The 11,782-nt window shown below is 61.4% G+C and carries 13 protein-coding genes, 1 tRNA gene and 1 pseudogene; 9 read left to right on the top strand and 6 right to left on the bottom strand.

Going from position 1 to position 11,782, the window contains the following annotated elements:
* Positions 1–24: 24 nt before the first annotated feature.
* From RIU96_RS11370 to RIU96_RS11390, 5 genes are all read left to right on the top strand, one after another.
* Positions 25–579, top strand: a complete 555-nt coding sequence (locus RIU96_RS11370) for a hypothetical protein (protein ID WP_136652872.1) — start codon at positions 25–27, stop codon at positions 577–579.
* The gene (locus RIU96_RS11375) at positions 563–790 is read left to right on the top strand and encodes a helix-turn-helix domain-containing protein (RefSeq protein WP_136652873.1); all 228 of its coding nucleotides are present in this window, start codon (positions 563–565) and stop codon (positions 788–790) included. The genes RIU96_RS11370 and RIU96_RS11375 overlap by 17 nt, the downstream gene beginning before the upstream one ends.
* Before the next feature lie 13 nt (positions 791–803).
* Complete coding sequence (gene cmrA / locus RIU96_RS11380) at positions 804–1,610, top strand: mycolate reductase (RefSeq protein WP_136652874.1); 807 nt, start codon at positions 804–806, stop codon at positions 1,608–1,610.
* Positions 1,611–2,246, top strand: a complete 636-nt coding sequence (gene orn / locus RIU96_RS11385) for an oligoribonuclease (RefSeq protein ID WP_136652875.1) — start codon at positions 1,611–1,613, stop codon at positions 2,244–2,246.
* Between the two features lie 47 nt (positions 2,247–2,293).
* Positions 2,294–2,366: transfer RNA gene (locus tag RIU96_RS11390), tRNA-His, on the top strand.
* A 173-nt stretch (positions 2,367–2,539) separates the two neighbouring features.
* Here RIU96_RS11390 and RIU96_RS11395 read toward each other — a convergent pair.
* From RIU96_RS11395 to RIU96_RS11410, 4 genes are all read right to left on the bottom strand, one after another.
* A complete protein-coding gene (locus RIU96_RS11395) occupies positions 2,540–3,778 on the bottom strand; it encodes a hypothetical protein (protein WP_186366007.1) in 1,239 nt (412 codons plus the stop codon).
* Positions 3,771–5,162 (bottom strand): DEAD/DEAH box helicase, encoded by a 1,392-nt coding sequence (locus RIU96_RS11400; protein ID WP_186366006.1) that lies wholly within the window; start codon positions 5,160–5,162, stop codon positions 3,771–3,773. Before RIU96_RS11400 ends, RIU96_RS11395 begins: the two co-directional genes overlap by 8 nt.
* Before the next feature lie 260 nt (positions 5,163–5,422).
* Positions 5,423–6,520 (bottom strand): recombinase family protein, encoded by a 1,098-nt coding sequence (locus RIU96_RS11405; RefSeq protein ID WP_144773349.1) that lies wholly within the window; start codon positions 6,518–6,520, stop codon positions 5,423–5,425.
* Between the two features lie 317 nt (positions 6,521–6,837).
* On the bottom strand, positions 6,838–7,506 hold the full coding sequence (locus tag RIU96_RS11410; protein ID WP_011867703.1) for an Abi family protein: 669 nt from the start codon (positions 7,504–7,506) through the stop codon (positions 6,838–6,840).
* Positions 7,507–7,579: 73 nt separating this feature from the next.
* On the opposite strand from RIU96_RS11410, the gene RIU96_RS11415 reads away from it, so the two are divergent.
* Positions 7,580–7,843: a helix-turn-helix domain-containing protein gene (locus RIU96_RS11415; protein WP_259788123.1), complete on the top strand. Its 264-nt coding sequence runs from the start codon at positions 7,580–7,582 to the stop codon at positions 7,841–7,843.
* A complete protein-coding gene (locus tag RIU96_RS11420) occupies positions 7,780–8,391 on the top strand; it encodes a class I SAM-dependent methyltransferase (RefSeq protein WP_222422352.1) in 612 nt (203 codons plus the stop codon). Before RIU96_RS11415 ends, RIU96_RS11420 begins: the two co-directional genes overlap by 64 nt.
* A gap of 422 nt (positions 8,392–8,813) precedes the next feature.
* Here the strand turns inward: RIU96_RS11420 and RIU96_RS11425 are convergent, their stop codons facing one another.
* Positions 8,814–9,422, bottom strand: a complete 609-nt coding sequence (locus RIU96_RS11425; protein ID WP_042622830.1) for a YdhK family protein — start codon at positions 9,420–9,422, stop codon at positions 8,814–8,816.
* Between the two features lie 370 nt (positions 9,423–9,792).
* Between RIU96_RS11425 and RIU96_RS11430 the strand changes: the two genes are divergently transcribed.
* Entirely contained in the window at positions 9,793–10,203 is a 411-nt protein-coding gene (locus tag RIU96_RS11430; RefSeq protein WP_040422633.1) for a four-helix bundle copper-binding protein, read from the top strand.
* Positions 10,204–10,302: 99 nt separating this feature from the next.
* Positions 10,303–10,536 (top strand): annotated as a pseudogene (locus RIU96_RS11435) (class I fructose-bisphosphate aldolase); the annotation flags it as partial.
* A gap of 111 nt (positions 10,537–10,647) precedes the next feature.
* Here the strand turns inward: RIU96_RS11435 and RIU96_RS11440 are convergent.
* On the bottom strand, positions 10,648–11,700 hold the full coding sequence (locus RIU96_RS11440; protein ID WP_144773343.1) for a type II glyceraldehyde-3-phosphate dehydrogenase: 1,053 nt from the start codon (positions 11,698–11,700) through the stop codon (positions 10,648–10,650).
* Positions 11,701–11,782 lie beyond the last annotated feature (82 nt).

Below are 11,782 nucleotides of genomic sequence, written 5' to 3' on the forward strand. Positions count from 1 at the left end.
ACACTCTTTCTGTCAAGAGGCATCATGGCCCAAACCGCCCACTCCGCAACCCCAGCCACCAAGAGCTTTAAAGAAGCGCTCATCACCGTCGCCTTCGTCGTCATCCTCTGGTGCATCCCGGAGATCTACCAGATGTTTTCTAACGGGATTGTCATCACCCGCCTCTCTCCCGCGCTGTCCGACGGGTTAGCCGTGGCGGCACTTCCGCGCGCTACTGTCATCGCCTACGTCGTTGCCTTCGTGCTCAAATACGCCTCGCTCATCGCCATCGCCGCATTCCTCACCAGGGCGTTTGCCTCAATGCTTCGTGGCACGCTGTTTTCCACCACCGTGACCAAGTCGCTGCGCTTCGCCAGCTACGGGATTGTCGTCTGGATCATCGCGCGCCTCGGCATCGAAGGCCTGGCCAACAACCACGCGGCCTCCGTCCTCGGAGTCGATTCGTGGTGGAACACCGGATCGGGCACACCCCTGTCTGACCTCAGCCCCGCGATCATCCTCATGGCTACGCTCATCGCATTCGAAGCTGTTCTCCAGCGTGGCAAGGCTCTCGAAGAGGAGGTTGACGGCCTTGTCTAAGACACCCCGCGTCGTCTGCCGCCTCGACACCCTCATCGAGGCCAAAGGAATCACGGGTGCCGCGCTCGCCGAACAGGTCGGCATCACCCCGGTCAACCTCTCCGTGCTGCGCAACAACCGGGCGAAGGCGGTTCGCTTCACCACCCTCAGCGCCCTGTGCGAAGCCCTCGACTGCCAGCCCGGCGACATCTTCGAGGTCGTCTACGACTAGTACTGTGGGCAGCATGACTTTCCCTGCCCCTTCCATCGACTCCTATGCGCTGGTCACCGGCGCGTCGCAAGGCATCGGCGAAGCCATCGCCCGCTACCTTGCCTCCGCCGGCTACAACCTCATCCTTGTCGCGCGCCGTGAGGACGTGCTCATGCAGCTTGCCGATGCCCTCTCGGCCCGCCACGGCGTCAACTGCGACGTCTTCGCCGCCGACCTCTCAAAGGAACGCGACGTCACGGCCCTTATCGAGCACATCCATAACCGCACGGTAACCATCTGCGTCAACTCCGCCGGTATCGCCTCCTTCGGCCCGTTCATGAAGGCCGATTGGGACTACGAGGTCAACCAGTACAACCTCAACGCCACCGCGGTGTTCCGCATCACCAAGGCTGTCCTGGACCAGATGGTGCCGCGCGGCGAGGGCGCGCTGTGCAACGTCGGTTCGGCTGCTGGAAACATGCCTATCCCCAACAACTCCACCTACGTCTTTACCAAGGCGGGCGTGAACACGTTCACCGAGTCCCTGCACTACGAGCTCAAAAGCACCGGCGTGCACTGCACCCTTTTGGCCCCCGGCCCCGTTCGCGAGGCCGTCGTTCCGGACGAGGAAAAGACAATTGTTGACAAGGTTGTGCCCGATTTCCTTTGGACCACCTACGAGTCTTGCGCGAAAGACACCCTGGCCGCCATGCGCCGCAACAAGCGCCGCGTCGTGCCCGGACCACTGTCGAAGGCGATGGACGTCGTGTCCACCTATACCCCGCGCGGCTGGCTCTCTCCGCTGATGGGACGCTTCTACGAGCAGATGGGAGAGGCATAAATGTCACACGAGATCGCCAATAAAAACGATCGCATTGTCTGGATCGACCTTGAGATGACCGGGCTCGACCCCGACAAGCACGTCATCGTGGAGGTCGCCGCGCTTGTCACCGACGCCGAGCTCAACATCCTGGGCGAGGGTATCGATATCGTCGTCCACGCCACGCAGGCGCAGCTCGCCGAGATGGACGAGGTCGTCGTCGCCATGCACACCGACAACGGGCTGCTCCCCGAGATCACCGCATCGACGGTCAGCCTCGCAGACGCCGAAGATGCGGTGCTGGGACTCGTCGCTAAGCACTGCGATCCCGCCCACCCCGCGCCGCTTGCCGGCAACTCGATCGCCACCGACCGCTCGTTCATCCGCGCGCACATGCCGCGTCTCGACGCCGCCCTGCACTACCGCATGATCGACGTCTCCACCGTCAAGGAGCTCGCCCGGCGCTGGTTCCCCAAGGCATACTTCAACCAACCCGACAAGGGCATGTCGCACCGCGCGCTGGCGGATATTGTCGAATCGATCCGCGAATTGGACTACTACCGGCGTAGCGTTTTCGTTGAGGCGCCGGGGCCCGACTCGCAGGAAGCAACCGAGGCGTCCACCGCCGCGCGCGACGCCTACCAGCGGTTTTTGTAATAACCGGGGCGCATACTAATGTAGAATCCGCTGCAAAAACAGCGATGGTGGCTGTAGTTCAGCTGGTAGAGCACCAGGTTGTGATCCTGGGTGTCGCGGGTTCGAGTCCCGTCAGCCACCCCCAAGAAGTATCCTTACCTGCACAAACAGGTAAGGGTACTTTTCATGTCTGAGCCAATTCAGCTTCAAACTACGCTTAAGCGTTCAGGCTCATGCCAAGTAGCACAACTACATCGACGGCACGGATGACTACCTCTCCCCCGAAGGGGCCCAGCCCCGCAGACCGTCCACGGCTACACCGACCTGAGCAGCCGCCTGTGCGCTTCCCTCCCCCACCAACGACCATCACCCCACCCGAGACAAGGAAGATCGGTCAGCACGCCCCACAGACCGCGTGGGCGCACTGACCGATAACACCGAGAAGAGCTCGACCGGGTCCGCTCTGTGGCTCCAGTCGCCAAGAGGTCAGCCAGGGAGTCGGCGGTGGCGATGTCGTCCTCGAAGGCGATGAGATAGCCCCACGACTGGCCTACGTAGTCCGGTTTGCCGGCAAGCAGGCGAATGGCCTTCTCGGCGGCGTCCTTTTTGCGCTGGACAGTTTCGTCGTCGCGTCCCCGCTTCGACTTACCCTCGATGATCCAGTGGGTGCCGTCGGTGGCCAGGACCACGAAATCCGGGTGGTAGTCATTCTGTGGTGTGTAGGCGACGACAGCGCCTTCGTGCGGGTAGAGACGCTTCCACCACACCACGTCCGGGTCGAAGTTGAGGATCTCCGCCAGGCGGTACTCACCGGAGAAGGAGTCGAAGGCAGCGGCCTCGAACAATCCCTTAGTCCAGGGGCCGTAGTACTCACGCTCCCGGAAGCCAGTGGTCGACTTCGTCGAGTTCTGGGTCGCCGTCAGACGCTCGAGAACTTTCCTTCCGAAATCAAGGGTGAAGGAGTCATCGATCGGCAGCTCAACCGGGGTGATGGTCGTCCTGGTCTTGGCCTGGCTGGCGGCCTTCTTCATCTCGGCGACGACGAGGCCACGCAGTTCCTCGGCGGCGGAGAACTTCGCCTTCTCCGTCCATGCCTCGATGCCCGCGTGCTCCATGAACGTCGGGACGATACGGTGGGTGAGCTGATTGCGGTTCTCCGGGTCTGTGGACACGATCCCTGTGGTCAGCACACGGCGGATGAGTTCGGTGCGCACCTCCGCCTCCGACTGTCGCAGGCTCTCCACCGCCACCCGGTCAGCGTCCTGAGCGGTAATTGCCACTTCGCCGGCCTGGTCGGCGTCAGCAACGATCTTTGTGCGCTCCAGATACTCGGAGGTGTTCCGGGTGCGTTTGGCCGCGGCCGCGACTGCCTCGGTCGAGATATCGGCTAGCTCGAAGGGAGCAATAGTCTTCTCCATCGCCGTCGCCGGGAACAGGAAGGTAGTGCCCGCGAACTCAGGATTGATGGAGATCGTCACCTGCTCGAAGAGGTCAGCGTCGTCCACAATGTCCTCGTCGTCGGTCAGGCCCCGGGCACCGAGAGCGTCAGCCACCGACCGGCCCGGCGAGTTCGCGGCGGCGACCCCCGATGCCTGTTCCTCGCCGTTGACCGGGCCAGGGGACCTGCGGCCCTGTGCCCGCCTGCGGGTTGGGGTCATGCCCGGTACCCGGCCGGGGCAGGATGTCCTCAGGGGACACCCGTTCCTCAGAGTCGATGCCGAACTCGCGCAGGACGTTTTCGGTCTTGAGCAGGGAGACAAACGATTTGTGCGAGATGATGTCGAGCTCATCGATGGCCCCCACCCCGGTCAGCTCACCAAACGGCAGTCGCAGGCCCCGGCCCATGACCTGCTGGGTCAGCACCTCCGTTCCCATGGCCCGCAGGGTGCACATCACAGCAATGCGCTTGGTGTCCCAGCCTTCACGCAGCTTATTGACCGAGACAATCACCCGCACCGGGGAATGCTCGGCATCCAGGTAGCGCAGGAGGTTCTGGGTGGCGGCGTCATCGTGCTCATTGTCGACCTGCAGGACAGCCAGGTCACTGCCGGTGAAGGTGGCGGTGCGCAGGCGGGCGGCAGTCTCGCTGGCATGGGCGACATCGGAGCAGACGACAAACAGCAGCGGTTTGGTCGCCTTGGCGTCCGGGTGAGCCGCACGCCACCAGGCGTAGGCCTTCTCCTTCAAAGCCAGTAGGCTCATCGCGTCCTGAAGCTGACGCTCCTCGGAGTCGTAGCCGGAGTTGCGGTAGACCAGCACCGGCTGTTTGACGTAGCCGTCGCTGATCGCCCGCCACAGCGGATAGCGGTAGACAATGTCGTCCTTTTTTCCCGGTGAGGCGGTCAGGCCCACGGTCGCCTGTGGCAGCAGCTCCTCCAGCGCCGAGCGGTAGACCTTGGCGGTGGAGCCGAACAGGTGCGCCTCGTCGACGATGACCACCAGGTCGTCCAGGGAGCGCAGGTGATCCATCAGCGAGCCGTACTCCTCCTGCCAGCGCCAGGTCTTGCGCCGCTGCGCCTCCTGACCGGTGGCCTGGGACTTGCCGCCGTCCTTGGGCGGGAACAGCTGCTGGACGTTGAAGACGTAGAGCATGGACGCCCACATCTGCGCGCGCCCGTAGGTGAGGACGAGGTCCTCCCCGGGCTTAAGATGCCTGTTGAACGCCGTCATCCTTCTTTGGCACCATGCGTCATGACGAGCGTCGAAGTTCTCTTGGGCGGCCTTCGAGTACTGGACCGGCAGGGGGTCATTCTTGAGATCGGTGATGAACTCGTACAAGGAGGCGTGGGTTTCCTTCTTGCAGGCATCCGGGTCCGGATGTTCATTGATGCCATGCATTACTCGGCCCAGGTAGCCGTAGGCCTTATCCGATACTTGTTCCACTCCCTCTGGGGAGATGAAGTCCTCGACGATTGCAGAGCCCAAGTGAGTTCTCAAGAGGCTGTTAAGTCGTTGCGTTTCATACACACCCGTCACGGTAAACGCATGTATATTCCTGGGACCTCTCCGGGTGCCTTAGGCATCAACAACTCGGCTAATGGCAACGCATGGAGGAAGGACCCAGACAGAGCGACCAGATGGTTGGGGAGGTTGAACATGATGCAGTATTCCGGACGCATGGGAGGAAGTAGACGAGACTGGGCCGGGGTGTCAGCGGCGTCGACCGGTAGAGCAATGGAGATTATTTTCGGTGATCACTACTCCGGTGCACTCTCCGGCAGCGATGCAGTGACCGATAGCGCTCTATAGAGGGTGGCGCGGCTGACCCCCAGGTCTCTGGCGATGGCGACCTTGGCTTCACCGGAGTCGGCCCGCCGACGGGCCTCCTCCACCTTTTCCAGCGTCAGGGCGCGTTTGCGGCCCTTATACTTGCCGGCCTTCTTCGCCAGGGCGATGCCCTCGGACTGGCGCTCGCGGATAATGGCCCTCTCAAACTCCGCGAACGACCCGAGGATCCCCAGCATGAGGGTGGCTCGCGGATCGGTGGAGTCCTGGGAGAAGGTCAGGCTTTCCTTGACGAAGTGGACGGAGGCCCCCTTAGCGGTGATCTTGTCGATGATCATGCGCAGGTCCACCAGGGACCGGGCGAGCCGGTCAATGGACGCCACGATCAGTGCATCGTGCTCGCGCAGATAATCGATGCAGTTCTCCAGTCCCGGGCGCTGGGCGCGTGAGCGGGCGGAGAGCTTGTCGAGGAACTCCTTGTCCACGGGGCCGATCATCTCGCGCTGGCGGGCAAGGTTCTGGTCCGCACTCGAGACACGGATATAGGAGAACCGCTGACCCACAGGATGTGCGGCCTGGAGTTCGGGGACCGATGGAGCCGCGGCGGAATACCCGGGAGCAGGGGCTGTTTCTCGCTTCTGAGAGTCCGGCTGCTTGTCGTCGGCAGGGGAGGGCTGGTGCCAGGACGGGATCATCCAGCCGGCCCGGGTGCCGCCATCAAAGATGATGGAGCTGGTCGCCACGTCCTGGACCGGAGTCCACTTCTTATCTCCGAGATAGACCCTCGCCTTGGTGACGGTCGAGGAAACTCGCTGGATGTCGAGTCGGGCCCTAGGCTCGCCGGCGCTGTTGACATGGGTTGCGTGCTTGGGGCTGGCGGCATGCTGGGCGAAACGCTGCCCATCATCGAGAAGAATCCGCTCGCTAGGCACCTCCTCGCTGACCGCGGCCCAGGAACGTCCGTAGTCGGTGGAACGGAGGATCCGGGTGTTGATCTTGCCCCGGCGGATGAGCTGGACCTTGTCCTCCGGGCGGCCGAATTCATCGAGCAGCGTCGCAACCCTGACCATGGTCACCCCTCAGTGTCTCGTTGAAGCCAATGGCGTTAATGAGAAGTGTATCAAAATGCGGGTTTAGGGCTTGGTGATACAGGGAAAACTTCGGCGGCCACTGCGTCTCACTGGGGTGTACCCTACATGTCGCGTTTAATCTGAGAAACCTTTCATCATTCTGGGTAGGTCTCTCTGGAGAAATCAATATCGAACGCTCATCCCAAGTGCAGACACCATCTGTCACCTAAATGTGCACCAGTTCCGAAGGACCTTCGCCCTCGTCGGACGGGAGCTCCTTCGTGCTATCAATTTCTCTACCCGATATGGAGGCCAGTTTACGGCCTAGTGTTCCTCAGATCAGTGATTCTGGAATGGGTAGAAATCCACGCTGACGCTGCTGGATCGATCCACGTGGTTAAAAGGATGATAGCTTTCTGTGCTCGATCAAGGCGATTATTTTCTCTCTGTCTGTTCTGCTTAATAATTGGCTCGTGATGGGCGCATCGGTTGCGCAGTTTATAGACCTCATCAACCTCACGCTTGAAATCGGTCAGGGAAGGTACAAAGATTCCGTCCCCTTTAGAAGCCGGCGTAGCCACAAGAGACTTTTTGACCAAGGGCCAGATCGTCGACGCGTATGTATTGGTAAAAAGATACGCCCAGAAATCAAAGCTCAGCTCAGCAATAACTCGCCCGGGTGGCGGTGCTTGCCCTTTGGTAATCCCAGCACGCCGTTCTGCTTTATTAATAGACTTCTTAGCTTGCTGGTCAAAGGGAATAGCGGGATGGATGTACCAACGCTGTCCATATTTTGAGGAAACCACAGTATGAACACAGTTACGCAATAACACCTCTACATGTTGAATATCCTCTAGGAAAGCCTTAGTCACATGGGTATTCCACAGGTAGAGAGCTTCGGGATCGGAGTGGAAGCTGTAGGTTTTCATACGTTCGGATGAAAACCACGCTTCAAGATCGGTTGCCTCAATATTCTTGGATGACATACTGACTAGTGTTACACTTAAAAACGAAGGCCCCGGAATGATCCCTGCGTTTTAGACGTATATCACCGGGGTTATTGATTTTTACGGTGCTGTTGCAAAGCGGGGCGGAGCCGGTGAATCCAAAGTCGCCATCGCCAAGGACCTCGGTGTCAGCCGCGCCACCCTTTACCGTGCACTAGGTCGTGTTACGAAAGTCGTTTCAGCCAGTACCGGATCACCGCCAGCTGAACTGATCTCAGACTGCCCCGTAGATACGAGGAAGCCATGCCCCGGATGTCGACCGCAGAAGCGTTGTTCTGCCGCAGTGCACTGTGGCATTTTCTGGCCCCGAGGATGATTCCCTGGGCGGCTCAGGACTGCTCCCTCGCTGGACGCGTTCTGGAGATCGGCGGTGGCAGCGGAGCGATGGCTGAAGCAATCATCCACTCCCACGGGCAGGTGAACCTCACAACGACCGACGTCGATCCGGCCATGGTCCAGGCCGCGCAGCGATCCCTCGCAGGACTGCCCATTGAGGCACGTCAGGCTGATGCCACTGCCCTGCCCTTTGCAGACGAGTCCTTCGACATGGTGGTGAGCTTTCTCATGCTCCATCACGTGGTCGAGTGGGAGCAGGCGGTGGCTGAGGTGGCTCGGGTCCTGCGCCCAGGCGGGTTGTTCGTGGGATATGACCTGCTCTCCTCGCGCGTCGCGGGCTGGCTTCACCGGGTCGATGGCTCCCCGCACCGCCTCATCGAGGCCGATGCCTTCGAATCCGCCCTGGAACAAGCTGGTCTGGACCCACTCCGCCTTCGCTCCACTGGCGGGGGTCTGGTCCTGCGGTTCGTAGTACACAAGTCGAGTATCACCGACCACAACCCGAGTAACTCTGGGCACGGTACGTAGCTGCTTCGCGAAGATAAGCTCCAACCAATGAGACCAGGTCATCCCCGGTGACGATGACCGGTGCGGGATTTGGTGTGGGGCTCATTTCGCATCCTGATGGCTATGACCGGTTCACCCGGCAGACAAGCGGGCCACGATGTACCGTCTCTGCCCACTCAGAGGACATCCGCCACGCCGTCTAGAGCGGCCGTCACCAAGGGAACATCCCCGTCACGGGCAGCCACCACCGGTGGGATGCTCCTGACTCGTCCGCGACGTCGTCCGTCAGGGATGGAACGACCACGTCTACCGACTGGCCCGACAGGTGCTCACCCAGGACGAGGACTAACTCGTCCTAGGGCAGAAACCAAAGAGGTAAGCACCCAGGAACCTCAACCAGATGGTGGAGGAGCCCGAGGTGCTGAGGTTGCGGTTGGTGGGTCTTACTCTGCCGGGGCGATCTCGCTTTCGGTGACCCACTTGTGATTGGTCATGGTCATCCCGTCGACGGTGAGATCAACCATGTAGACCGTCTCATCCGTGGAATAGTCGATGGTGGCCTCCACACCCTTCATTCCCGACATGTGCTCGGCATCCAAGACGACCTCGGACCCCTCCGGCAGGGGGGCCTGGCCCGGATCGACAAGCTCCTCGTGGACCACCCACCGGTGGTCGGTGACCGGGTCCCCGCCGTCGGTGGGGGTGTAGCTGACCGAGTAGGTCGTGGTGTCAAACGCACCGGCGATCGTCGCCTCAGCACCCTCCATGCCCGGCATGTGGTCCGCGGTGAGGACGACCTCGGTGTCCACCGGGTAGGTGGGATTTTCCTCTGCTGCGATCCCTGCCGGGGGTTGCCCACCATCAGCCGGATGGTCATGGCCCTCTGCACCCATCTGATCGTTCATGCCAGTCTCCTCGGAGGACTGTGTGGCCGTCTCCGAGGTGGTGGTGGTCGTGGTCTCGGGGGCATCGGATGCAGTGTCGTCCGTGCAGGCGGCCAGGGCCAGGGAGGAGGTCAGGGCGAGGGCGGCGAGGGCAATGGTGCGCTTCATGATAATGCTTTCTAGGTTTCTTGGTTGGTGCAGGAGCTGAGACTCAGCGAGGGATGGTGCTTCAAGTGCGTCGTGGTTTATCACTCCTCCTGCTCGATAGGTGCCACTGGGTGGAGGCTGTGGGTAGGGCAGCGTCCGGCTCTTGGGAGCCTGTGGCCGACCCACTCGGCGTAGCTACGGCCGAGCATTCGCCACGTTACTTAGGGAGTTTCTAGCGGCTGGTAGCCACTAGGTGGAGGTTGGGGTTCTTCATGAAATCTTCATGGTCCAGCCCTGGATTCCGGCCAGTCGGGCCTCTAGGGTCGAGGGTGTGGGCCGGTCGGCTCGACCGGCCCGCCTTTCCGAACCGAATTGAGATATGGAGCACGACATGACCCATCACGTACACGCCATGCTGGAGACCCACCCGAAGGACCTAGGCCAGATCGACAAGGACAAACTGGCCGAATGCATCACCGCCTGCTTCGAGTGCGCCCAGACCTGCACCGCCTGCGCGGATGCCTGCCTGGGTGAGGACATGGTCGCGGAGCTGACCACCTGCATCCGCCTCAACCTCGACTGTGCTGACATCTGTACGGCCACCGGCCGGATGCTCTCCCGGCCCACCGACTGGAATGTCACCCTTATCCGCTCCGTCCTGGAGGCTTGTCGTACTGCCTGCCAGGCCTGTGGAGAAGAATGCGCCCGCCACGCTGAGATGCACGAGCACTGCACGGTCTGCGCCGAGGCCTGCCGCCGGTGCGAGCAGGCCTGTACTGAGCTGCTCGCCACCTTGGACTAACCCCGACCCACGACCACGCCGGGTACCGGGAGCAACTGGACGCGGCGGGCGCCGACGTCGTCCTGGGTAGTGTCGGCCAGTTGGATCTGGGTGTATCAAACTGATGACTTCTACCGCGAGCTCGTGGAACATCGGCGGGTGATCCGGGTGCTGGCACTATCAGGCGGCTACTCCCGCGCGGAAGCTAACGCTCGCCTGGCACGCAACCCCGGAATAATCGCCAGTTTCTCCCGCGCCCTGACCGAAGGGCTCACCGTCACCCAGGACGACCGCGAATTCGACGCTGTTCTGGATGAAACAATCGGCACTATCGCGGAAGCCTCACGCACCTGACTACGCCTTCCGAGAAGGCGCGGTGCGCCTGATCAACTGCTTATACAGCGGTGCCCGACCCGGACATGAGCGATCTGGGTCGGGCACCGCCGTGGGTGTCTCCTGCTGGAATCAGCCGTTGGGCAGAGGTGAGAAAAAGTCCGCGCGCACCCCCAGGGCACGGTCGGTGCGCTGGATGGACTCATCACCGTCTTCCACGGTGCCAGCCAGGGCACGGATTGCGTCGATGTTCTCGGGGACGACGATGGCCTGGTTGTCGACCGTGTACGTCCAGAACAACTCATTGCCCTGCACGGTCAGGATATCTTCCCAGATGGCGACCTCATACATATCGCCCCGTGGACGGCCTAGATCTCGCATCAATTCGACGGTGCTGTTGACCGCCACGATTCCATCGGAGCGCCGCACGAAAGCGATCCGCGGCATCGCCTTCAACGCTTCGAGAACCTCTTCTGTGTCTGCCGGGCGGGTTAGGTCGATGGTCCAGAAATGCAGGTGGTTGTGGGTGTGCGCTCCCTTGGCCGCCATGGTCACCACATCCAGGTCGGGGACCACCGACTGGGCGTCTGGGCCTTGATGGCTGGGAATACGACCTTCGGGAACTATGGTGTTCATGATCCCCGAGTGGTCGGATTCCCACGGATCGGTGGCCCGGCGGACAAGCACTCCCCGCGCTTTGGACAGCAATCCAGCGTCCTGGAGTGCGATAAGGGTGCGGACAGTGCCGGTGGTGTTGCAGGAAACCACGCGGGTGGTGTCTCGTCCAAGCGTGGAACTGTAGTTGGCGTGGGCAACGAAGGAGTGGCCGGTGAGACTGTGCTTCTCCCCGCCCTGGAACACGGACTTGACTCCATGGGTGCGATAGAGGTCGAGGTTGCCGGCCCCGATGGTGGACGGGGTGCAGTCCACCACGACATCCGCGTTGTCGAGCAAGTCCGGTAGTTTCCCGGCGATGGGATATCCGGCAGCGCTCATCTCTTGGTGGGCTTCTTCGGTGGAGGCATAGACCGGGATGCCCTGCGTGATGGCGGTGGCGACCCGGTAATCGGTGGTGACGTCGCTGACCCCGAGGAGTTCCATGTCCTCCTGGGCTCTCACCGCGTCGGCTACACGTTTACCGATGACACCGTACCCGTTTACTGCAACCTTGATTTTATTCGGCATGTTGATTGTCCTTCCCGGAAATCCTGGTTTGGCCCGATGGTCGTATGGTCGTGTTTCTCATCTGGGGTGGTCGGGGAATGTC

This window comes from Corynebacterium sp. Z-1, from assembly GCF_031844665.1.
Taxonomy (GTDB): Bacteria; Actinomycetota; Actinomycetes; order Mycobacteriales; family Mycobacteriaceae; genus Corynebacterium; species Corynebacterium sanguinis.

Coding starts and splice junctions, on each gene's coding strand:
- RIU96_RS11370 (WP_136652872.1), top strand. CDS start 25: ATGGCCCAAACCGCCCACTCCGCAACCCCAGCCACCAAGAGCTTTAAA.
- cmrA (WP_136652874.1), top strand. CDS start 804: ATGACTTTCCCTGCCCCTTCCATCGACTCCTATGCGCTGGTCACCGGC.
- orn (WP_136652875.1), top strand. CDS start 1,611: ATGTCACACGAGATCGCCAATAAAAACGATCGCATTGTCTGGATCGAC.
- RIU96_RS11405 (WP_144773349.1), bottom strand. CDS start 6,520: ATGGTCAGGGTTGCGACGCTGCTCGATGAATTCGGCCGCCCGGAGGAC.
- RIU96_RS11410 (WP_011867703.1), bottom strand. CDS start 7,506: ATGTCATCCAAGAATATTGAGGCAACCGATCTTGAAGCGTGGTTTTCA.
- RIU96_RS11420 (WP_222422352.1), top strand. CDS start 7,780: ATGTCGACCGCAGAAGCGTTGTTCTGCCGCAGTGCACTGTGGCATTTT.
- RIU96_RS11425 (WP_042622830.1), bottom strand. CDS start 9,422: ATGAAGCGCACCATTGCCCTCGCCGCCCTCGCCCTGACCTCCTCCCTG.
- RIU96_RS11430 (WP_040422633.1), top strand. CDS start 9,793: ATGACCCATCACGTACACGCCATGCTGGAGACCCACCCGAAGGACCTA.
- RIU96_RS11440 (WP_144773343.1), bottom strand. CDS start 11,700: ATGCCGAATAAAATCAAGGTTGCAGTAAACGGGTACGGTGTCATCGGT.